Below are 23,129 nucleotides of genomic sequence, written 5' to 3' on the forward strand. Positions count from 1 at the left end.
GTCCCTAGGCGGTAAAAAGGGGCGCATACAATATTTTAATATTAGTCCCTCAACTTTTTCTTGGGCGTTTTGGAAAAGGGAGGAAAAGAAAGCATCTTTTAGTGGCTGGGCGGTTTTGGACTGAAGCTTAATGGAAAGCTACAAGTAGAAAAAGCGAACAAGGACTTTAGTCCGTCAGTTCGCTCAGTTAATAACCCTGGGCTTCAGCCTAGGGTGGTAAGGATAGCTGCCTGATAGTCCCTCAATTTTTTCTTGGGCGTTTTGAAAAAAGGAGAGATAAAGAAAGCGTCTTTTAGTGGCTGGGTAGTTTTGGCCCATGGGCTGAAGCCCATGGTTGCGGGGCTATGCAAAGAGCGGGCTAAAGCTCTTGTTTGCTGGAAAATGGAAAAAAATTTAGCTCCAAGAAAAAAAACTTTCAAATAGCGGCTTTCAATTAGCAATGGGGTTAAAAAACAACAAAATTTTTCTGCAGCAGAAAAACTGCGGTGGTCTGTAGGTTGAAACCTACAGCCAGACAACAAAAAGGCATTTCATTTTAAATGGAGGTTTAAAAACCTCCATAAAAAAACAGGGATGAAAATTTCTCTTGGAAAAAATCAATGGACCAAAAATCATCATGTTCAAAGCGGCAGAGGATTTTAATCCTCTCCGCACTATAGATGTAGAATGGAATTGTTGTATGGCTGTGGGTTTCAACCCACAGATTCAAAAAAACAACTGCCCAACCACAACCCACAAAAAAAATCCCTCGAATGAGGGGATGATAATTTTTTCCTTAGCCTAGGGCCTTGGCCCTGGGGTTCCTATGAAATTTATGGGGCAGAAATAATAGCAATTGTTTTTATTTCTGAATTTTTAGTATGGAATTATTTTACGGCCATGGGCTAAAGCCCTTGTTTGCTGGAAAATGGGAAAAAATTGGCTCCAAGAAAAAAACAACAAAACCAAAACCGCCGAAGAAAAAAGCTCAAAGAAAAAAAATAGATGAGCGGCCTAGCGATGCGAAAGGGGGCGGCGAAGCCGCAGACCAAGGCCGTTAGGCCGCAGGGCCGAGCAGCCCTGCGAGCCCTGAAGCGTAGCGCCCGCCGCAGGCGGGAGGCCCCAAAAAATAAAATAACAAAAAGGGATACTATATATAAGGTATAAAAAAGAGAGAGGCCCTAAAAAAATGGGGGGCAGAGAAAAAGCGGCTGAAAATAAAAGGCATCTGTTTATTGGGGCAAAAGGAGATGAAAAAAAACAGTGTTTTTCTAAGAAAACTTTATATTTTAGGGTTTCTCCATTGGACAACCATTGAATTGAACTAAATGACTTTTCAAGAAGCCCTCAACAACCTTTTTAGCTTTGACAGCTCTAGTCAAGGCCTAGCCTTTGGCTTTATTTTATTGCTCAGCTTTTTGTTGGGCCTATTCTTTTGGTGGCTGATTGTGCAGCGACCGCAAAGAAAGCGTTATGAACGCAAATTGGCGCAATTGAATGAAGAATTGCTCAAGCAGCGCAAAGAACAGGAAGAAGCAGAAGACAAGCTACAGGTTTTGTCTGCCGAATTGCGTCAGTTGCAAGTAGAAGAGCGCAAAAGAGAGAAAGCGCTGGCGATACAGACAAAAATGGCGCAGGATTTAAGTGCGCAAGAAAAATCTTTGAAGCAAGCCAAGGCGGCTGCAGAACAGGCCAAAAAAGCGGCCGAACAAGAATTGGCCGAGTTAAAACAGCTCTATAAACATGCGCAGCGCGAAAGTTTGGGGGCCAAAGAAGCCGAAGCATTGGCGGAAGAGATTCAGGCCAAGGCGCAAAAAGAAATGGATAGCTCAAAAGCCTTGATGAAACAGATTGAGGAAGAAAGAGAAGCACTTTTGCGCCAGTATGAAGAGCAAAAATCGGCCTTGCATTGGGCGGAAGAAGAGTTGGAGATGCGCAAAAGCGAAATTGAAGACTTGCAAACGGAATTGGGTCAGGCTTTGAATGAATTGGCGGCTCAGGCCGAGCAGCCCAATATTTTGGCAGAAGAAAACGAACAGCTCAAAGAAGCTTTTGAGGAATTGGAGAGCCAACTCAAGCAATTGGACCAATTTCAGGAAGAAACTTTGCCCGAAGACCCCGAATTGGACCAAAGAATTGATGAGCTGCTTGAATTTGCCCAAAGCGCCATGGCCGAAGCGCATTTCTATGAAGAAATTCCAGAAGCCAATTTGGTAGAAGATGAAGAACTACTGAATGAAAAACTGGCTGAAATTTCATTGGAGAAAGCAGAAGAGGAAGCTGAATTTGTAGAAGAATTGGAAGCCGAAGAAGCAGCTGCCCTAGAAGAAGCTTTGGCTCAGGCGGAAAACAGCATGCAACTGGCTGGATTTTTTGAAGCCTTTGATGAAGCCGTCATTTTAGAAGCCGAAAATAGCGAAACGCTTTCGGAAGAAGAACAAATGCAAGCGGCTTTGGAATTGGCGGCGGCCAATATGGAAATAGAACAGGAAGAAACTGATTTTATTGAAGATATGGCCAAATTGGAAGAACAATTGGCCCAGGTTCCGGAAGAAGAGCCTCAAACAAGAGCATTAGCAGCGGCTATCGAAATTTCTGAAGAAGAAGCGGCGCAGATGGAAGCCGCCCTTAGTCGAGCCAGCGAAAGCATGCAGGCCGAAGGATTTTTTGCGCCCATGCAAGAAGCGGTAATTTTAGGCGAAGAAGAATTATCTATAGAAGAAAAAGCCGAAGAAGCTTTATTGATGGCCCAGGATAATGCCGCTTTAGAACAAGCCGAAGAAGAAGTGGTAGAAGATATGGCCAAGTTGGAAGAACAACTGGCGCTTTTGCCCGAAGAAGAACCCGCCGCTAGAGGTTTGGCCCCAAAAGAAGAAGAAATTTTGGTGGATGAAGGCCAAGCACTAGAAATGCAATCGGCTTTGCAATTGGCCGAGGCTGCCTTGAATCAAGAAGGTTTTTATGGCAGCATTCCCGAAGATGAACTTTTGGGAGAAGAACAAAAAGATGATTTATCTAAAATAGAAGGTATGAGTCCCGCTTGGCAAGCCAAATTGGAAAAAGCGGGAGTACATAGCTATCAGGAAATAGTACATTTAAGTTATCAGGCGGTGGCTCAGGAGCTCAACATTCCGCAAGACTTGTTGGACCAATGGGCGGCAAGTGCAAAAAAGTTACTCGCATAATAAACGCCTTTAATTGTACGAATTTCTAGTACTCTACAGACTATCATGAACGAACGTCCAGTTATTTTACTCAACTTTGCCAATCAGCAAGATGCGCATTTGGATCTACTCAAAGAGGAGAGTAGCCGCCTCAATGATATCTTGAGCATCGCTCATGATCAGGGCAGCATAGAACTCTATAGAGAGGAGAATGTTAATGTGGATCAGTTGATCAAGGCCCTCAATCGTTTTAAGGAGCGCATTATTGTTTTTCATTATGCGGGCCATGCCGATGGCAACAGCCTGCATTTTGATGGAGATACTGCCGAAGCGGTGGGTTTGGCCGAGTTGTTGGGCCAATTGCCCAATCTTAAATTTGTATTTCTCAATGGCTGCTCTACGCAAGCCCAGGTAGATTATTTGTTGGAAAAAGGGGTAAAGGCCGTGATTGCTACTTCTGTGGCCATTGCAGACGATAAAGCTTTGCTTTTTTCTGAAACCTTTTATCGCGCTCTAGCCAATCGCTCGACTATCGATTCGGCTTTTCAATTTGCTGTAGGCGCTTTGCGCACCCATTTTGGCAATAGCTTTACGGCCCGAATATTTATTCAGGGCGAGGAATTTGACCGTTCTGCGGCCATGCCTTGGGGGTTGTTCTTAAATAAAGAAGCCAGAGCTGTTTTAGATTGGAGTTTGCCTACTTCTGTAACGGAAATCGATAATATCAAGCCGCCAGCCAATCCAGACTATACCGTAAATACCTATATGCTGGATGTTTTTGACGAGATGTGTCATTATGACCCTAAGCTTAAACCTTTGGCGGAAGATTCTTTTAGTGGCGAATTGGATGAGCGTTTGGCCTTGGCCCTAATCATCGAACATTTTCCTTGGCCCATTGGGGTGCAAGTGCGTTTGTTGCTCTCTAAAGAATCGGCTATAGATGAATTATCGATGGAGCGCTTAGAGCAGTTGCTGAGCACTTATGTCTATACCACCCAATTTCTCTATTACATTGCGCTCTCTCAGCTTTGGGACGAAAAACGGAAGAGCAACATCAGTGTGCGGCCTTACCTCATGGACCTTTTGCATCATGATGCTCGAACTTATCAGCACTTTGATTATCTCAAGCATTTTATCTCTATTGTGCAGCTGTTGCAAAAAGAAAATAAAGCCCTTTTTGTAGAGGAATTTGCAGAGATGCAACAAGCTTTTGAAGATAAAAATGAGTTCTATGATGCTTACCTCTATTTAGAGTCGCTACGAGCGAAAATTCGTCAGCAAACGCCCGAACAATTGGCGGCAGAACTGCCGCAGCTTTGTGCCGATGGCGAATATTTTTTGTCGGCTATTTTGATTAAATCGGCATTTTTGGTCAATTATGATTTACTGACCATCCGAGATATTCGAGTGATTAGCTATCGCTATCAAGATCCTAAGTTTGACCACTATATCGCTCGCCTCAATGCCAAAGTAAATGATTTGGCCGTGAGCAAGGCCCTACAAGCTCGCTCTTATAAGGATTACGCCAATAATGCTTCGGTCATTTTGAGCCGAAATATGCAAGATCCTAAAGATTTTCTCAATCTTTCTCCCTTTATCATTGATAAAAATGCTTTTGGCGAAGGGATGACAGAAGATCGAGCCACAGAACAGCAGCTGTTTACCTACGCCTACCGAGAAGGAGAAGAGTTTCGCTACTTTAGTACCATCTACTCCATTTATCGGGTGCATGAACGGCCCAAAGACCAACTTACGACCGCCAGCGAACAGCCCAGAGCGGCTAGAGGCGGCCGAGATCGCCGAAGAAGATCTTCCAGAAACCGAAGAAGAAACGAAGAGGAACCACAAAGCCCATTGGATATCCTCAAAGAATTGTTTTCTCTCTTTGAAGAAGACCTCAGCCGATAAACCCAAACTTAATTCCATTCATCGCCCACGCAGTTTTCTAAATATAGATGTAGCCTTATGGGGAAGCAGATAAAAAGTCCGTTTAAATTTCTAGATGCCTACGATCAATCTGATCGAGATATCTTCTTTGGCCGTGAACAAGAAACACAAGAGCTCTATGACCGCCTCTTTGAAACCAATGTGGTCCTCTTATATGGAGCCTCTGGAACTGGAAAAACCAGCCTGATTAACTGTGGTTTAGGAAATGAATTTAGAGCCAGCGATTGGTTCCCCATTTTTATCCGACGCCGCGATAATATTATGCAGTCGATTAAACAAGAATTACATCGACATGCCGTAAGAAAATTACCCGAAGAAAGCAATTCTATCCACCTTTTGCATTCTTTGTACCTCGATTATTATAAACCCATCTACCTGATCTTTGATCAGTTTGAAGAGATTTTTATTCTGGGCAGCCGCCAAGAACAAGAGGATTTCTTCGAGTTATTGTATCAAATTGAAGAGCGGGATCTCAATGTGAAGATCATTATCTCGATGCGGGAGGAGTATATCGCTCAACTCTCCGAATTTGAGAATATTTATCCCAGCCTTTGGGATAATCGCCTACGCATTGAACGCATGAGCCTCAAAAATTTGCAGGATGTGATCCTCAATACGCTCAAAGCCTTTGATATTCAGGTCAAAAATGAAGCGGAATTGGTCCAAAAAATGATCGAAAAGGTAAAAGGTAAAGATAAACAGGTCGATTTGGCCACCCTGCAAGTGTATTTGGACCGACTTTATCGCCTAGATGTCGAAAGAAGAGGAGAGGAGGATCGCCCGATCCGCTTTGATCTGGAACTGCTCAAAAAAAGTGGCAACCTCGAAAATGTAATGGCCTTTTTCCTTGAAGAACAATTGAGCGAACTAGAAAAAGAGTTGCAAAATGAAATGGGCGTCTCTGAAGAGGGCATCCCTATGGATATTCTCTTTAGCATGGTCACCGATAATGGGACCAAACAGGCGGTGGAACTCGATAATGTCAAAAAAGAGTTGAAAAGAGCAAAGAACATTGACCCCAAGGTGGTCGATTTTTGCATCTCTCGTTTTAAAGAGATGCGCATTCTTCGCGAATTGAACGAATAAAATTCCCCCAATATGAAAGTAGAAATCGTACACGATAGCCTCGCCCTCATTATTTATGAGAAAACATCTGCGGAAGTGAAAGCCCGGATGAAAGCCCTTAGTATGCTCCAAAATCGCTTTTTCTACTATAAAATGAATGAAAATATGGTCCTGGGCCAAGCCGAACTTTCTTTCATTAACCCCTTTCTTGAAGAGCTAAATCTTCGGACCGAAGAACGAGCCTTTATTAGTAAAAGCCAAGCAATCTTAGACCGCCAAGAGCGCCAAAATAGGATGCGCAAAAATGCGATTATCCTAATGGGCGCCACCCTCATCATGACTCCCTTTGCCGTTTGGGGCTGGTATAATGCCTCTTTGGCCCAAACTGAAGCCGCCATGGCACACAAAAAAGCCGAGGAAGTTAAAAAGGAAAATGAGGTCTTCCGCAAAGCAATTACCAAAAGTGGCAACCTCAAAATTAAACCCCTGCCCCCCGAATCGGAAGGCGGCACCGCCCAACTCGAAATTGGCTACGCTAGCCTATTTATCGAGGGCCAAGTTAAAGACGAAAATGGCCAAGGCCTCTCCAATGCCCAAATTTTCTTTATGGGCGCCCAGGTTCGCAGCGACCCCAAAGGGTTTTTTAAATTCAATCTGGTCCTGCACCCCATAGACCTGACCAAGAAAAATATTGTCCTAGAAGTCAAACGAAAAGGCTACCGCACCAAAGAGGAAGCCATCAAAATTCAACCTGAACTGAAGTTAGATATTGCCTTAGAAAAAGTAGAATAATAATGTTTTGGGGCCTCCCGCCTTCGGCGGGCGCTACGTTTCGCAGCTCGCTATTCGCTCGGCCCTTCAGCCCTTCGGGCTTCGGTCTGGCCTAACGGCCACTGCTGCACATCGCTAGGCCTTCATCGGCAGAGCTCTCCCCATTGTTAAAACGGCCTCCTTTAATGGCTTACCCAAAAAGAATATCTTGCTGTGAAATTTGAACTCTCTCATGATGCCCTAGCCAAGGTGGTCTACGATCAGGCTTCTACGGCAGATAAAATGCGACTCAAAGTCGCTAACTTTATTAAAGGCCGCCATCAGTACTTTAATGAGCATAAAAGCTTACTGAATAAAGAGGACCTGGAATATATTAAACGCTACCTTCCTCAATTAGAGTTAGAGCAGGAGGTGCAGCAGTTTATCCGAAATAGCGAGCTGGCCGTCAACCGAAAATATAAAATTAGGGTGGGGCTTGTCGCCTCTACAGTGCTTTTGCTTTCAGCCAGTGCCGCCTTTGCCCTTTGGGGTTGGCATGAGGCCCAAAGAACACATGATCAATTGCATGAGACCCACCACCGACTCCGACAAACTTTTGACGAACTCCGAAAGGCCCAAAAAGAAAAACTGGAACAGGAAGGCCTACTCAATATGAGCGAAGATGAAAAAAATGCCCTGCTGCTCGAACTACAACGAACACAAGACTCCTTAAAAGAAGCCCTCAAAGCCAGCAACCAAGAAAAAAATGAACTGCGCTCCGAGGTAAAGGAAATAGAAGATGAGGCTAAAGCCTGGCGTAAAGAATTGGAGGGCCTCAAAGGTGCCCCCATCCTTCGAAGACGCAAGAAATAATTCGCTACTACCACTATAAGCTAAGAACTACCGTGAAATTTGAACTCTCGCATGATACTATCGCCCGCGCTATCTACGAGCGAGCCTCTACAGAGGATAAGTTACGCCTCAAAATCTTGGGCTTTATCCGAAGCCGCTATCAGTTCTATTTGGACAATAAAAATTTATTGACCAAAGAGGACCTCAGCTATATTGACCAAGGCTCTAGAAAGCATTTGCATCGCCTAGATCTTCGCCCAGAAGAAAGAGCTTTTGTCGATAAATCTAGAAAAGCCGTAGCCAATAAGATTTTCTGGAAAAATTTTCTGGTCGGTAGTATTATTATTATTCTGGCCGCCCTGGCCATTTGGGCCGTGGCTAGCCGGGCAAAAGTAGAAGAAGCTCGGGCCTCGCTCAAACGCTCTAATGATGAAAATAGGGTGGTCCTCGATAGCCTCAGAAAAGTAAAAAGAAGAGTAGATTCTCTGGCCCAAACTTTAGAAAAAGGCGAAGGCCTGCTCCAAATTTCAGAAAAAGAAAAAGAAGAGTTAATCAAACAGTTGGTGGCCTCTAGAGACTCTTTAGAACAAGCCCTAGAAACGGTAACCGAGGAAAATGTAACCCTTAAAGCTAGAGCCCGGACCTTAGAAGCTCAGACCCAAAGAGGAGGAAGCAATAATTTGCAAGAGAAAATCGAGAAAAAAGAAAAAGAACTCAAAAATAGAGAGGCCTCTTTGGTCAAAAGTCAGTCTCGGATCCTTTCCTCTAAGGCACATTATGCTTTAGATAAAGATAAAAACCCCAAATTGGCCTTTCAGTTGGCAAGAGAAGCCTATGAAATGGACCCCACAAATACCGAAGCGACCACTGTGCTTAATCAAGTGGTCAATTCTAGAAATGATTATATTGGCCAAAGCAATAGCCCAAAACGAAGAGCCGACCAAATTATTCGGACCTATAAAGCCCGCTATGGCAAATTAACCAATGCCGCCAAAAAACGGGCCCTAGGAGGCAACTAAATTGCGCATTGCAGGCCCAAAGGGCCGCAGGCTGAGGGATGGAAAGTGGGGCGGCGCAGCCGCAGACCCAAGTTTTTGAGCGTAGCGAAAAAACTGCAGGGCCGAGCAGACTTGCGAGCCACGACACAGCCCGACCCGCCCACAGGGCGGGGCAGCCCCAAAACAATAAATAAAAAATCTAAAATTCCTATGAGCCAAAAGTTCCATGCCCTTTTTATAGGTATCGATGCCTATAATCCTGCCGTGACCTCCCTAAATGGTTGCGTGAATGATGCCCTGTCTATGTTTAAGTATTTGGCCAGAAATCTGGACCGCAATAAATATCAATTTGAGCCCCAGCTTTTGTTGAGCCCCCCGGAAAGTAAAAAGGAGGGTATTGCCGCCGATTTGCAAAAATATCAATACGATTTTGCTCAGGTTAAGGCTCCTGATCGAAATATTATTTTGTCTAGCATCAAAAGCTATGTGCAAAAAGTACAGCCAGGCGATACTTTTTTTCTTTTTTACGCAGGCCATGGTTCTACCGAAAAAGCGCATCCTTATTTTGAGGAGTCTCCAGGGCAGTTGCAGACCTTAGTGGCGGCAGATTCTCGCTCTATTAAAGATGGCAAAAAGGTGAAGGATGTCTTGGACAAGGAAATTCGCTTTTTGATTCGCCAAATTTGGGTGGCGGGCCAGGAGCAGGTCGATATTGTTTTTGTGCAAGATAGTTGCCATTCGGCGGGAGCAACTCGTAGCGATTTGGAAAAGAAAATGAAGGAGCTTTCTGGCGTAATGAGCGGGAAAGAGCCAGGGAATACGGCAGAAATGAGCTTTGAAGAAACGCCCGAGGCCCCCGAGCTTGCTACTGAAGATGGGGGCATGGACTTTTTGAGTGAACTTCAGGAAGAAGGGCCAGAGCCTACAGAAAATAGCGGCGAGGAATTGCTGGTCCAAGCTCGCATGCTCCCCGCCGAGCCCGAACAATTGGGCCAATATCGCAAAGCGGAAGAAATGGATTTCTTTGATGAAGAGGCCCGCTCGGCCATGAAAGAAGCCGAAGAAACAGCCCGTACAAGCCGAAGCGCTGGCAGAGGAAGCAGCCGCTCGGCCGCCCCAAGCGCTAGAGGCTCAAAAAAGCCCCCTTTTGAAATAGCTTATCCCGAAGGCAACCAAATTCATATGTCGGCCTGTGGAAAAGAAGAGTATGCCTATGAAATTCGGCATGCCGATGGCCAAAAAGGAGGGGTGTTTACCAATACAATTATCAAAATTCTCTCAAAATATCAGGGAGAGATCTCTTATCATGATTTGTTCAACCAAGCAAAACTGAGCATTGATGGCGCTTTTGAGCAATCGCCTAGTTTGTATGTAAAAGGTCCAGCTGGTCGGCGTTACGAGCGCTTTTTGGGTGGACAAATGAGCAAAAAAGAGGGAGAAGTTAACCTCATTTATAAAAAAGAGAGTCAGCAATGGCGAATTGATATGGGCGCCTTTTTGGGCCTGCCTGTTTTGCGTCAAGGCCAATTTATTCCGTTAAAAGCTTATGATCCTGCCCGCCCCAATTTGGTTTTTGATGGCCGCATTACTTATGTGATGGCCGAGGCTTCTGTGGTGGAGTTTGAGCAGGCGCCTCCCAGTTCAACCACTGGGTTAAAAGCCTTTGTGGACCAAAAATACAGCAGCCAACAGCTTCCGCTGCATTTGCCCAAGAGCAACCGCTATGAGGTGATTGTGAGTGATAGTTTGCGTCCACATTTGACTGAAAATCAGGCGGAGGCCAGCTATACTATTGAGCTAAAAAATGGAAATTTCCGTTTTTATCCTAAGGGGCAAGCCGAGGCTTTTGTTGAGTTTGTCTATTACAAAAAGCCAGCTTTTCGCAGCCTAAACCTGGGCGATTATATCCAGCCGCAGGAAAATGGCCCCAATCAGGACAGTCTTTGGAGCAGATTGCATACGGCTTGGAAAGACAATAAAGCTAAACCCCGATCTAGCGGACAGGCTTTCTTCAAAATCAATTTAGGATCGGGCAATGGCTTTTTCCTCAATGAATCTGGAGACAGCATCAAAGTGGCCGAGCAACTAGATCTAGAAGACCTTTGGGTCCCCGATGCCATGCAGGCGCAGCAACAAATTGCGCTTATGCTTTGGACGCTGGGCGAAAAGGCCTATTTGGAGCCTGAAGCTGGTTTTGACAACCCTTTTAAGCAGCAGATTGAGGCGAGTCCCGCAGCCAATTACTATCGTAAATTTATCGATTGGAATGCTGGGCCAGAAGCGCCTTATCAGCTTCGTATCGATGATGGCCGCTATTATATTTGTGACGGTAAAAATCCCGAAATTGTACTGCTTAGAGGAACCGCAAACACCTCAGAGGAGTCCGCCTTTAGCGTTTTGGCCCAATTGCGGAGCATTAGTCGTTGGGAGCAGCTCAAAAGGCTAGAAAACCCTCATCCGGGAGTTAAAAACATGTTGGCCGATTATCAGTTTAGTTTGAGCTTTAAGTTGCAGAATAACTGGCATACTTTATATATCCGTACGCAAGATCAATCGCCCTTTTACTATTGGGAAGATGCAGAGGGCCGCAAAGTAGAAAGCCTGAAATTGAGCTACTTATTAGCAGAAGGAGGCTATGAAAAAGAGTTTATGAGCAGCATGATTTTGCGCCAACAATCTTCTTCTTCGGCCAGTCCAATTTTTGCTTCTACGCTCTTTTTGGGTTATGATTATTCTATCATTTGCAAAACGCCCTTGGGCAGTACCGAATTTGCGGCCTATGATGCCCAAACGGCCAAAAATAATCAGTTGAAAGTAGATATTGGAGAGCTGAAAAAATATCCACCTATTTTTGATAGCCGACATATTGCTGTGACACACAAAAAGGCCCAAGTAGTCTATAAGTTTTTAGTGGCCTACAAGCGTTTTGATCCCTCGAATTGGCTGCAAGAAGGCCTGCCTTTGCCCAAGGAGAAGGACTATGCGGCGAGCAGCTCACAAAACAGAGCGGTATTGTCTCGCAAAAAAGGCGATGGGGCCGCAGATCATCTCGTACTTAGTCTGCCGATCGAGCTCATGGCCCAAAGCGACCTGCTCAAAGAGCCCATAGACCGACCATTTGATGATCCCCGAAACCGATTTTAAAAAATAACAGAAGGGCTGCCGATGATTTGGCTAGCCCTTCTTTTTTTGAGGGATATTTTTTGGGGCCTCCGCTGCGGCTTCGCCTTGCGGCGCTACGTTTCAGGGCTCGCAGGTCTGCTCGGCCCTTCGTCGCTTTGCTCCTTGGTCTGCGGCTTCGCCGCCCCCTTTCACATCGCTAGGCCTGCGGGCCTTTGGCCCTGTACGCTCCTTATTTTTTCTCTTGAAAGCCTTCTTTGCCGCCAAAAAGGAAATGGCTATTGCGTTCTTGTAAAATGGTTTTTTCCTCTGTATCTAGATTTTCTTCATAAGACTGAAATTCATAAACTAGGCCAGCAGAACTCAAGTTTAGTTGAGCTTGGCTACGGATAATGCTGCTTGGGGCATCTCTATCGCTATATTCGCCAATATAGAGTAGGAGAGGAGGACCAAGGGGCTGTCCAGCTTCATCTTGCAGTTGAAAATGCAGCAACTCTGAGATTCCGCCTGGCTGAAACTCTGTTTGATAGCGGATAGCCACCGATTGTTCTGCAGTTGTCCAAACTACCGTTTCGCCTTCTTTACTGGGCCAGCCATTTTCGCTAAGGACCTTAGTTTCTTGTTCGCCCGACTTATAGGCATTAAGGCTTAGGTTTTTGCTTGGGGCGGCCTCTTCCTTGGAGGGGGCTGGCTCGACCTCTTCCTTAGGGCTAGGGGCTTGTTCTACTTCTTTTTCTGGGCTTGGGCCTTGGCAGGCTAAAAATAGCAAGAGCAAGGCGGGGAATAAGATTTTTTTCATGGGTAAAAGCATTAAAAAGATAGAAAATATAGGCCCCTAAACTAGTGATTTAATTTGATTTAGGGCCAGAAAAGAAGGGCATTTTATATAGAGGAAATTAGATAAAAGCTGGAAATTAAAGTTATCCTTTCTTTGAAAAGCAGCCGAAATCTTTTAGTTTTGGGCAACAACAATTGTATCAGACTTCTATTGCTAACCTAATACAACCAATTGTAATGAATCTACATGAATATCAGGCAAAATTGCTCCTCAACCGCTATGGTGTGCCTATCCAAAGAGGGGTGCTGATTGAGCAAAAAGAAGATGCCGAAAAAGCTTTCGCTCAGCTCCAAGAAGAAACAGGAACCACTTGGGCTGTTGTTAAAGCACAAATTCACGCAGGTGGACGTGGCAAAGGCGGAGGAGTTAAATTGGCCAAAAACCTAGATGAGGTGAAGACGCATGTCGACAATATTCTAGGCATGATGCTAAAAACGCCTCAAACTCCAGGTGGCCTTGAGGGTCCTGGTAAATTGGTTCGTAAGGTACTACTAACAGAAGATGTGTATTACCCCGATCCTGAAACGGGCGAAATGGATACCAATGAATTCTATATGAGTATCCTAACTGACCGTGCCAAGGAGTGTAATGTGATCGTTTATTCTACAGAAGGTGGAATGGACATCGAGGAGGTAGCTGAAAAGACGCCTCATCTTGTACACAAAGAGTATGTACATCCTCATTTGGGCCTACAAGGTTTCCAAATGCGCCGCATTGCCTTTAACTTGGGCCTTAGTGGTGCTGCTTACAAGAGCATGACCAAATTTGTAAACAGCCTTTATGCTGCTTTCGTTGGTGCCGATGCTTCTTTGGTAGAAATCAATCCTTGTCTCAAAACTTCTGACAACAAAATCGTTGCGGCTGACTCTAAAGTGTCTCTAGATGAGAACGCTTTGTATCGCCACAAGGACTTGGCAGAATGGAATGACGAAACAGAGGAAGATCCTACAGAAGTAGAAGCTAAAAAGTATGGCCTTAACTTCGTTAAACTAGACGGAAATGTAGGTTGTATGGTAAACGGCGCTGGTTTGGCCATGGCGACTATGGACATCATTAAGCTTTCTGGTGGAGAGCCTGCTAACTTCCTTGATGTTGGAGGTACTGCCGATGCTCAGCGTGTAGAAAATGCTTTCCGCATTATTTTGCGCGATCCAGCTATCAAAGCTATCTTGATCAATGTATTTGGAGGTATTGTTCGCTGTGAGCGCATTGCTCAGGGTGTGGTAGATGCCTACAAAAATATTGGAGACATCAATGTGCCTATCGTGGTTCGCCTTCAAGGTAATGGCGCCGACAAAGCGAAGGGAATTATTGATGAGTCTGGCCTAGCTGTTCACTCTGCAGTAACGCTTCAAGAAGCGGCTGACCTTGTGAATAAGGTAGTAGCTGGCTAATTCAATTTAGCTGAAACGAATCTAAAAAAGACTGCTGCTTTATTGTAGCGGTCTTTTTTTATTAGAGTGCTTATTGGACAATACTGTTTGTGGGCAGAGAAAGACTTGGTCCTATCCTTGCAAATAGTGAATATTATCGAGAATACGCTAAACTTATCCTTCAATGAATTACCTAAAATTATCCCTGCTCTTTTTGGCGCTAAGCCTTCCTTTTTTGGCCTCGGCTGATCCTTGGGATTGTATGAGCAAAACAGAGGCGGAAGCCCTAAAAACCTATTTGGAAAAAAATCCTTTTATCCTTGATTATTGTGATTGCTGCGATGATGTGGCTAGAGAATACGATAATAAAAAGGTAAAGGGGTATTTAGTAGAAATTAAGTCTCTAGAAATTGTGCCTTGCTCTTGGGATGCCGAGCGCTATTCGGTGCAGGTAACCGAACATAAGGTCTGGAGTTCGGGCTATGTAGAAAGAGGAACCTTTGAGCCAGATGCCAAGGTAGATCTAGCTGATTTTCCAGGAGCAGAGGGACCTTGGCCAGTAGCGGCCAATTATGCTTATACCTTGCAAAAAGGAAAAGCGGTAACCTTATATAAGGTAAACGGCATGACCGATGAAAAAACGGATTGTCGAGCGCCTTATAGCTTTCCGGCGCCCAAAGCGATAAAGATGGGTTGCTGGAAAAAGCGGAAGTATCGCCGTTTTTATAAAAAGCGCAGAAAATAAGTTGAATACTCAGTAGTTTTGTCTGCTGAGTATTTTTTTTTGGTCCAGCAGGGGCGAAGCCCCTTGGCCGCAGGCCAAACGGCCTAGCGATGTGCAGCAGTGGCCGCAGGCCAGACCGAGCCAGCTTGCTGGCGAAGGGCCGAGCGAATAGCGAGCTGCGAAACGTAGCGCCTGCCGCAGGCAGGAGGCCCCAAAAAATCGAGAATAGTTAAAAAAATAACAGCTTTGCTAAGTCTATTTAGGAAAAAAAGGCGTTAAAATAAATCCCTATAGCTTTACCATATTCAAAACAGATGAAACAGATTTTCTTTAGTTTGGGCCTACTCTTTTTGGTCCTATTTAAATTGCAGGCGCAAGACAGCTTGCAGGTTTATCATTGGTCCGATTTAGCGGCAAAAGCCTTTTTGGCCCAGCAGGCAGAAGATTATGCCTTGATGAAAGTCTATGCCGATGCGGCCTACCTAAAAGGAAAGGCGGTCTTGCCTGCAGGCGATAGCAGTTTGGCGCGTTTACTTTATTATAAAGCCTATGGAATAGACTATGTTTTGGAAGATGCAGAGGGGGCTTTAGCCTTATATGAGCAGGCCGTAGATTGGCAGCTAGCTTCTGGGGCGCCGGCCTATGATTTGGCCATGACCTTAATGGCGATGGGCGATTGTTATGATGTGGCATTGGGAGACCCTCAAAAGGCAAAAGCCTACTATTCGCAAGCCTTAGAGAGTTTGGAGGCGGTGCGTGAAAAACATCTGGTTGACTATGCCTTATTGTTATTTTATTGTGGGAATGTAGAGGAGCAGTTGGGGCAGTTGGCCAAGGCAAAAACCTTTTATAAAATGGCATTGGGGGTTCAGAAAAATGGAAATCAGTTAGACTATAGCAACAGCTTAAACAGCTTGGCTAACTTAGCCAAAACAGAAGGGCGTTGGTTGGATGCCGAGGACTATTATTTAGAAAGTTTGGCCGTAGATGCACGGGAATTGGGGAAAAAGCATCAGAATTATTCGGCTAGTTTGCTCAATTTGGCAGACCTTTATATGCGGATGCGGAGAATGGAGGAGGCCGAGCCCTTACTTTTAGAGGCGGAGAAAATTGACCGAGAGGTATTGGGCCCCAAGGATTTGAACTATGGGGTGACCTTAATGGGCTTGGCTCGCTTTTATTCGACGATGGGAAAGTGGAGAAAGGGGAAGGAATATTATCAGCGGGCGCAGGCCATATTTATAGCGAATAATTGGACCGTAACGGCCCAGTATGCGGGCTTGCTGCTCTCTATGTCGGGAAATGCAGAAATTCAGGAAAATTATGCCGAAGCGATTAGCCTAAGTACTCAGGCGATAGCGATTTATCAGCAAATATATCCGGCTGATCATCATGTAATAACCAGCTGCATGATGCGAAAAGCCAATGTCTTGAGTAAACAAGGCGACTATCAAAAAGCACTGCTTATTTATAGCCGAGCGGAAGAGCGATATCTTCAGGCTTTGGGGCCAAAGCATTATTATCGTTTAGCGGCTTTAAATCGAGAAGCCAGTATGTTTATTGCCCTAGGGCAGTCGAAAAAAGCAGTTCCGGTTTTAAAAGAGGCCCTAGTGGCCAATAGTTCGCTTTCTTGGTCTATGGAGGCGGGAGCGGATTATTTGGACCAAATGCGAGCTCATGCTTTTCCGGCCAGCAACTACCTAGAAGAATATTTGTCTAGCTTGGCGGTTTGGGTAGACCTTTTGGCCAGCAAAAAGGGACAAAAGCAGCAACAACTAGCTATTGTAGATTTGGCTTTGGATCTACTAGAGAACGAACGGGCCAATACCACTCAGGCCAATAATCAGTTCTTTTTTTTGAAAGAGACTGCTAGCTGGGTAGAAAAAGGCCTTTCCTTATTAGCTGAAGAAGAAGTAGATCAGGCCATTGATTTAATAGAACGGACCAAGGCCGTTTTGCTTTTGCAGGCACAATCGGCTCCTGCTTTGCCCAAAGACTGGCAGCAGAGAAAAGATCAGTTGGAGCAAAAACAAGCCAATTTAAGGGGCGCCTATTTGAATGCTGGAGCGAAGCAGCAGGAAGCACTTTTGGCAGCCTTGAATCAAAGCAACCGAGAGCTGGATCAGTTTAGAAAAGAACTACAGAGCAATTATCCAGACTTAGCCGCTAGTTACTACCAAACAGCCACCCCCAAAATAAAGGATCTACAGGCCGCTTTGGGGCCAAAAATGGCCCTGCTCGATTACTTTATGGGGCAAGAAAAGCTCTACATTCTTTATCTAGACAAAGATAATAGCCGCTTAATTAGTCGCTCCCTAAAAAATGGGCAGTTGATTAAAGAGCTGAACCAACTCTATAAGAATTTAAGCCATTATAAACCCCGCAAAAAAGAGGAGGCTCTAGCCCTAAAAACTAGCTATATGCAGTTGGCCCAAACATTAGGGGAGGAACTGCTCGGTTTTCTTCCTGCAGAACTTGAGCAGCTGCTCATTTTGCCCGATGCCGAGCTCTCCTTTATTCCCTTTGGTCTGCTATTATCTGAACAAGCCAAAGCGGATAATTACAGCGATTTGCCTTACTACCTCAAAGATTTGGCGATAAGCTATAATTACTCGGCGGCACTCTGGTTAGACAACAAAAATAGTAGCAAGCGAAAGAACAATGGGTTAATTTTAGGCCTTGCCGCTAGCTATCAAGGAGAAGCCGCGGAGCAAAGGGCGCCCAAAGCTCAAAATTGGCGATCTGTTTTGCAAGATTTGCCCGCAGCCAAAGAAGAAATTAAGCACCTAAGTCATTACTATCAAGGCGACTTTTTTATTGGAGAGTCGGCTACAGAATCACTATTTAAGGAAAAAGCAAGAGATTATGCCGTTTTGCATTTGGCCATGCACGGCCTATTAGACGAGCAAAACCCTAGTTTATCGGCCCTGGCCTTTACCGAAGATAACGATAGTAGCGAAAATAACTTTTTGCAAGCTTACGAAATTGCTCAAATGGAACTGCAGGCCGATTTGGTGGTCCTTTCTGCCTGCCAAACAGGGCAAGGACGCTTTGAGCGAGGCAATGGAACCGCCTCTTTGGCCAGAGCATTTATGTACGCGGGTAGCCCCGCCTTATTGGTCTCGCTTTGGCAGGTCAATGATCAATCAACGGCCTATATTATGCATCAATTTTATGCTCAGTTGGCCCAAGGAGCGAATAAAGCCGAAGCCCTACAACAGGCCAAACTTTCTTACCTTAAGGAACAAACAGAGGAGTTGGCCAAACACCCTAATCTCTGGTCGGCCTTTATTTTATTAGGGGACGAAAAAAGCTTGCTCATCAAAGAAAAAGAGAGCTCTTGGAATTATATTTTATTGGCCCTACCGCTGTTCCTTTTTGCCCTATTTGTATTATTAAGAAAACGAAAATAAGATGCTCAAAAAAATGCTACTTATTGGCCTCAGCTTAACGGCTCTAGCCTGCCAAACTCCAGAACAAACACAACAAACAAATATGAATGAACCCCAAGCGATCCAGCTAGAAGGGCAGTACCGCAACCGCACTGGCGTAAAGTCAAAAATTAGTTGCTATTGCTTTCAAGCTGGCGAGCTAGTAGACCAAAAAGGAGAAAAAACCTACCTCTGCTGGGAAGGCGAGGAAGAAGCGCCTCGCTCTTGCGAAAATATCCGCGTTTGGGGCGAGTATAGCAGCAAAACTCGGGAAGAAGACCCCAATTCGCCTTGCCCCCCTGGCGAAATGCGCTATTTCTCAGTCCAAAAATATGAATGTTATTAAATTTAGCTCCCCCTATTTTATCTCATTACTTAAATTTTTTCCCATGAAAAAACTATGGTTATTGGCCATGATGGCCCTACTGTTTGCTCCCCAGAGCTGGAGCCAAAACATCCAGCCCTATCCCGGAGGCTCCGAGGTCTTTTCTGCCAAAAAAGAGCAGCCCGCCTACCTCTATACCCTAGGCGTTCGCCCGCATCGTAAAGCCAATTTTGGCGATGGCGAAAAAGATATGCAGCAAATTAGCGGAAGTTGGAAAGGCGTAAATCACAAAATGCCCAAAGGAGTTTCGGCTGAAAAATTACAGGCCTATTATGAGGACCAACTCTGCCAAGCAGGATACAAACAGTTTTATCGCTGCCGTGGCGAAGAAGAATGCGGGATCCAAATGATTGATTATTTGTATACCGGCCAAGACCCTAAAAATGCCGAGTCGCTCAGCAAATTGTATCAAGGAGTTTATGGCAATCATGTCTGGTATAGCCTCTATACCAATGGCAAAACGCTGGCGGTCCTGATGGTCTCTGCCGCCTATCCCGAAGAATTTCCCCGAGTGGTCCTAGAAACAGTGAAAGCAAATAAGCCCGTAGTTTACCAAGGCTTTCCCTATGCCCTAGAAAATGGGGTGGGCTGGGATTTACCCAAACAAATTAAGGCCCGAGATGCCTATGTACTCAAAAATACAGATTACTATTATTTTGGCGCTAAAGGGAAGAAAATCAGCCTCAAAACGGCCCAAACTTCTACCTTCTATACCGCTGAGGGCCTAAAGCCCAAATATCTGCATTATCTGATTGATAGCATTCTGGTCAAAGACCGAAATTATAAGCGCTTATATAGCAAACACTACGATGATACGGGCTTTTTCCTAGAACATTTCGAGAAGGAGTCGGCGCCAAATGCCGCCAAAGCTCCTGCCGATTATCTCTACGATTTTGGCTCCTTTCAATGTATGTATAGCAGCTACGAAAAAAATGGCCAAATTGTGGTCGTCGCCATTTCTTATTATCATGAAAATGATCCAGCAGTTTTCTTAGTGGATGTGCTGGGCAAAACCAATAGAGGCATCCAAGCCCTAGGGCAAGGCCTTTGCCAAGACGGCAGCATGGGCCAAATTGGCCAAAATGATGCAGGCAACGATATGGCCGCTATCGAACCCTATCTGGGCTGCTGGGAAAGTAGCTGGGGAACTATGTGCATAGAGTTTAAAGAGGGCAAAATCCAAGGAACTTATACCCATGATAATGGCCGAATTGAAGGCGAACTCCGCAATGGCCGCTTCTTCGGAACTTGGTCCGAATCACCCAGCTATAGCATGCCCGACGATGGGGGAGAGGTCGAACTCATCCTCTCTGCCGATAAAAAAAGCTTTACCGGAAAATGGCGCTATGGCCGTGCTGGAGAATGGCGCGAAGACTGGACAGGGACCAAAAAGTAGTTGGTTTTGGGGCCTCCGCTTCGCTTCGCTCCTCGGCGCTACGCTTCAGGGCTCGCAGGTCTGCTCGGCCCTGCGGCCTGACGGCCTTGGTCTGCGGCTGCGCCGCCCCCTTTCGCATCGCTAGGCCTGCGGGCCTTCGGCCCTGCAAGACGCAAAATAATTGCTTAACTTTAGCGTCAGTTCTTTTTAGAGCTGGCGCTTTTTTTAGGCAAAAATGATTAGCTTTAAAATTGAACAATTGTTTAGTTTTATGGACCTCTTATTTCTTTTGGCGCAATTGCTTTTGTTTTTTGCGCTTCCCTACCTTTTGGCCCAAATCAACGCCTTTTTGGGCCTTCAAAAGTACCTGAGTAATATTATTATTTGCTATGCTTTGGGGATGTTGCTGGGCAATGCGCAGCCGCTACTCCTTGGCGAAAGTCTGGGCGCCCAAAGCGCAGAAACAGCCAAATTGATCGCTTTTGTGTCGGTGCTTTTGGCCTTGCCGCTTTTACTCATGACTTCAGACCTGCGCTCATGGCTGCGCTATTTGGGCCATTTGGGAAAAGTATTCTTTATCATGCTGGGCTCTACCCTAATTTTGGCCCTGGCTTTTGCCTACGCCCTAGCCGATGGTCCCTATGAAGAGCTGCCCACTATTTTGGGCATGTTTACGGGCGTCTATATTGGCGGCACACCCAATATGGTGGCTGTTTCGCAGGCTTTGGAGGCCGAAGATGGACTCTTTGTACTATTAAATGCAACAGATGTACTTTGCTCGGGCCTTTATTTTTTATTGCTGCTCAGTTTGGGCAATAGCCTTTTGGGCCGTTTGCTGCCTAAATTTAAGCCAAAAGGAGAGGGGGAAGAAGAAGCGCCCGCTATAAGCGTAGAGCAATATAATGTCAAACAAATTATTTGGGCCTTAGGGCTGGCCCTTGTCATTTTGGGCCTTTCTGTCTTGCCGGCCCTCTATTGGCCCAATGCCCAAGGAGAAATCAATAGCAGTATTTTGTTGTTGGCGATCACAACAGGCAGTATCTTGCTGTCGTTTTTTGGACCAACCAAAAACTGGCAGGGCGTTTACCCCTTTGCCGATTATTTACTCCTGGTTTTTGGTCTAGGCGCAGGTTATTTGGCCAATTTTTCAGAATTGGCCCAAGATGGAGCTAGTTATTTACTGCTCAATGCTAGCTTTTTGGGCCTTTTACTGCTGCTGCAGCTCTTTTGGGCCTATATTTTCCGAATCGATCGAGATAGCTTTATGATTTGCTCTACCGCTACGGTCATGGGCCCGCCTTTTGTGGCCCAGATCTCTAGTAGCCTGAAAAATAGGAGCTTACTAGCGCCCGCTATTGCTTTTTCACTTTTGGGCCTCGCCCTAGCGAACTATTTAGGGGTTTTGGTGGCTTATCTAGCAGAATTATTCTAATTTAAAGGCGAACTTTGGGGATGGAAGCGAAGAAGGTCCAATTGGCCTAGCGATGCGAAAGGGGGCGGCGAAGCCGCAGACCAAGGAGCGAAGCGACGAAGGGCCGAGCAGACCTGCGAGCCCTGCAGCGTAGCGCCCGCCGAAGGCGGGAGGCCCCAAAAAATTGCTTAAAATAAATAGAACATAAACTACAGTATACTATGTTTGGATTCTTTAGAAGAAAGAAAAAAAAGGAAGAACCGCATTATGACCCCACAAATTTGCGGATCACCGACCTGCGCAAAGGTTGGTTTGTCGATTATGATTTTCAGACCTGGGAGGCCATTGAGGAATATGAATATGACTGGGGAAACCAGGACTTTTCCTATGAGTTTTTGTTAGACAATGGCAGCGGCCAACAACTCTTTTTGTCTATTGAGGAAGATGATGGATTGAATTGTGTCATTTTTGAAAAAATGCGCTTTTCAACTCTGCCACAGGCCGATGAAATTGAGGCCGCCGTAAAAAGCAATGGCAAGCCCCCCCGCCAACTACAAGTGAATGGCATTCGCTACTATTTTGATGGCGAATATCCAGGCTTTTGGCGGAATATTAAGGACTCCAAATCTCAGGAATTTATGCTTTGGGATTATTGGGATGATAGTGATGAAAAATGCCTAAATATTGAACAATGGGACGATAATACTTTTGAGGCCGCTTTGGGAACTTGGAAGCCCGAACAAGCCTTTAGTAATTTGACACCTAGAGAACAAGCCTAAAACACCACTAAATTTTAACAATGAAAACAAAAATATTTTCTTTTTCGGCCTTTCTATTTTTGGCCTTGGCCCTAAGCATGAGCAGCTGCGGGAGCTCTGCTGACGAAAAATACATGGCTTTTCCCGCCGACAAAATCGCCCAATCTATGGATTCGGTCAAGAACTTTTCAATCATCTTGTATGATATGGATGTGAAGGACAAAAAATACTACCATAAGTATAAGGTCATTCAACAAACTGCCGAAATTCCCGAAGCCACTAGCCTAGATAGCACGGCCCTAGCAGATAGCACCACCAGTCCCGCCGATTTGGGCATTGTAGAAAAAATTACCGACTGGAAAGAGGTTAGCCCTTCCGATTTTGACTATCACTCTAGCAATATGGGCATGGAAATCATGTCGAAAAAAGAGGGCGATTTGACCAAGGTAGCAGCCCCTCCCGGCTACAGCCAATATGTGGGCAATTCTCGCTACGGACAATGGAAAACCAACCCCAGCACAGGAGATTCTTTCTGGGCATTTTATGGCCGTTATATGTTCCTCAATACGATGTTCAACCTCATGAGCCCCGTTCGTTATGGCGGATATAGCAGCTATTATGGGGGCTATTATGGCCGCCGCCCTTATTATGGTTCCGTAAATTCTTCTGGAAAATATAGCTACGGAACGGGTTCTGCCCATGCCGCCAAGAGCAACCCTAGTTTTGCTCAACGCATGAAAAGCAACTCTGCCCTAAAAAGCCGAGTAAACAATAGCATTAGCCGAAGCAGCGCTCGGGCCACAGGAGGCAAACGCAGTAGCGTAAGTAGCTCTTCTTCTAAACGCTCTCGCTCTTCTTCTCGCTATAGCAGCGGCTCTTCTTCTCGCTCTCGCTCTTCTAGCCGAGGCGGTAAGTAATTTGCGCGCTCAAAATATTCTGTTTAAGGGGCCGAAAACATT

General features: G+C 45.3%; 17 protein-coding genes. 16 read left to right on the forward strand and 1 reads right to left on the reverse strand.

What is annotated here, in order from left to right; translation table 11 throughout:
- Window positions 1-893: 893 nt before the first annotated feature.
- The 8 genes from OP864_RS14600 (at window position 894) to OP864_RS14635 (ending at window position 11,899) form a co-directional block, all read left to right on the forward strand.
- Window positions 894-1,040, forward strand: a complete 147-nt coding sequence (locus tag OP864_RS14600; protein ID WP_270098892.1) for a hypothetical protein — start codon at window positions 894-896, stop codon at window positions 1,038-1,040.
- A gap of 267 nt (window positions 1,041-1,307) precedes the next feature.
- Complete coding sequence (locus OP864_RS14605; RefSeq protein WP_270098893.1) at window positions 1,308-3,164, forward strand: coiled-coil domain-containing protein; 1,857 nt, start codon at window positions 1,308-1,310, stop codon at window positions 3,162-3,164.
- A 45-nt stretch (window positions 3,165-3,209) separates the two neighbouring features.
- Window positions 3,210-5,051, forward strand: coding sequence for a CHAT domain-containing protein (locus OP864_RS14610; RefSeq protein WP_270098894.1), 1,842 nt, complete (start codon window positions 3,210-3,212; stop codon window positions 5,049-5,051).
- Window positions 5,052-5,108: 57 nt separating this feature from the next.
- Entirely contained in the window at window positions 5,109-6,176 is a 1,068-nt protein-coding gene (locus OP864_RS14615) for an ATP-binding protein (protein WP_270098895.1), read from the forward strand.
- Window positions 6,177-6,188: 12 nt separating this feature from the next.
- On the forward strand, window positions 6,189-6,947 hold the full coding sequence (locus OP864_RS14620) for a carboxypeptidase-like regulatory domain-containing protein (RefSeq protein ID WP_270098896.1): 759 nt from the start codon (window positions 6,189-6,191) through the stop codon (window positions 6,945-6,947).
- A gap of 192 nt (window positions 6,948-7,139) precedes the next feature.
- Window positions 7,140-7,778 (forward strand): hypothetical protein, encoded by a 639-nt coding sequence (locus OP864_RS14625; RefSeq protein WP_270098897.1) that lies wholly within the window; start codon window positions 7,140-7,142, stop codon window positions 7,776-7,778.
- A 32-nt stretch (window positions 7,779-7,810) separates the two neighbouring features.
- The gene (locus OP864_RS14630; RefSeq protein ID WP_270098898.1) at window positions 7,811-8,776 is read left to right on the forward strand and encodes a hypothetical protein; all 966 of its coding nucleotides are present in this window, start codon (window positions 7,811-7,813) and stop codon (window positions 8,774-8,776) included.
- Between the two features lie 189 nt (window positions 8,777-8,965).
- Window positions 8,966-11,899 carry a caspase family protein gene (locus OP864_RS14635; RefSeq protein WP_270098899.1) on the forward strand — a complete coding sequence of 978 codons (2,934 nt, stop codon included), beginning with the start codon at window positions 8,966-8,968 and terminating at the stop codon, window positions 11,897-11,899.
- A 208-nt stretch (window positions 11,900-12,107) separates the two neighbouring features.
- Here the strand turns inward: OP864_RS14635 and OP864_RS14640 are convergent, their stop codons facing one another.
- Window positions 12,108-12,674 carry a hypothetical protein gene (locus OP864_RS14640; protein ID WP_270098900.1) on the reverse strand — a complete coding sequence of 189 codons (567 nt, stop codon included), beginning with the start codon at window positions 12,672-12,674 and terminating at the stop codon, window positions 12,108-12,110.
- Window positions 12,675-12,889: 215 nt separating this feature from the next.
- On the opposite strand from OP864_RS14640, the gene sucC reads away from it, so the two are divergent.
- The 8 genes from sucC (at window position 12,890) to OP864_RS14680 (ending at window position 23,087) form a co-directional block, all read left to right on the forward strand.
- On the forward strand, window positions 12,890-14,107 hold the full coding sequence (sucC, locus tag OP864_RS14645; RefSeq protein WP_015693998.1) for an ADP-forming succinate--CoA ligase subunit beta: 1,218 nt from the start codon (window positions 12,890-12,892) through the stop codon (window positions 14,105-14,107).
- A 163-nt stretch (window positions 14,108-14,270) separates the two neighbouring features.
- Window positions 14,271-14,831 (forward strand): hypothetical protein, encoded by a 561-nt coding sequence (locus OP864_RS14650; RefSeq protein WP_270098901.1) that lies wholly within the window; start codon window positions 14,271-14,273, stop codon window positions 14,829-14,831.
- A 293-nt stretch (window positions 14,832-15,124) separates the two neighbouring features.
- Entirely contained in the window at window positions 15,125-18,223 is a 3,099-nt protein-coding gene (locus tag OP864_RS14655; RefSeq protein WP_270098902.1) for a CHAT domain-containing tetratricopeptide repeat protein, read from the forward strand.
- A gap of 1 nt (window position 18,224) precedes the next feature.
- Window positions 18,225-18,587 (forward strand): hypothetical protein, encoded by a 363-nt coding sequence (locus tag OP864_RS14660; RefSeq protein ID WP_270098903.1) that lies wholly within the window; start codon window positions 18,225-18,227, stop codon window positions 18,585-18,587.
- Between the two features lie 43 nt (window positions 18,588-18,630).
- Window positions 18,631-20,022: a hypothetical protein gene (locus OP864_RS14665; protein WP_270098904.1), complete on the forward strand. Its 1,392-nt coding sequence runs from the start codon at window positions 18,631-18,633 to the stop codon at window positions 20,020-20,022.
- A gap of 214 nt (window positions 20,023-20,236) precedes the next feature.
- Window positions 20,237-21,433: a DUF819 family protein gene (locus tag OP864_RS14670; RefSeq protein ID WP_270098905.1), complete on the forward strand. Its 1,197-nt coding sequence runs from the start codon at window positions 20,237-20,239 to the stop codon at window positions 21,431-21,433.
- Between the two features lie 200 nt (window positions 21,434-21,633).
- A complete protein-coding gene (locus tag OP864_RS14675; protein ID WP_270098906.1) occupies window positions 21,634-22,191 on the forward strand; it encodes a DUF4178 domain-containing protein in 558 nt (185 codons plus the stop codon).
- Window positions 22,192-22,211: 20 nt separating this feature from the next.
- The gene (locus OP864_RS14680) at window positions 22,212-23,087 is read left to right on the forward strand and encodes a hypothetical protein (RefSeq protein ID WP_270098907.1); all 876 of its coding nucleotides are present in this window, start codon (window positions 22,212-22,214) and stop codon (window positions 23,085-23,087) included.
- The last annotated feature ends 42 nt before the right edge of the window (window positions 23,088-23,129 follow it).

Origin of the sequence: Saprospira grandis, from assembly GCF_027594745.1 — a bacterium.
Taxonomy (GTDB): Bacteria; Bacteroidota; Bacteroidia; order Chitinophagales; family Saprospiraceae; genus Saprospira; species Saprospira grandis.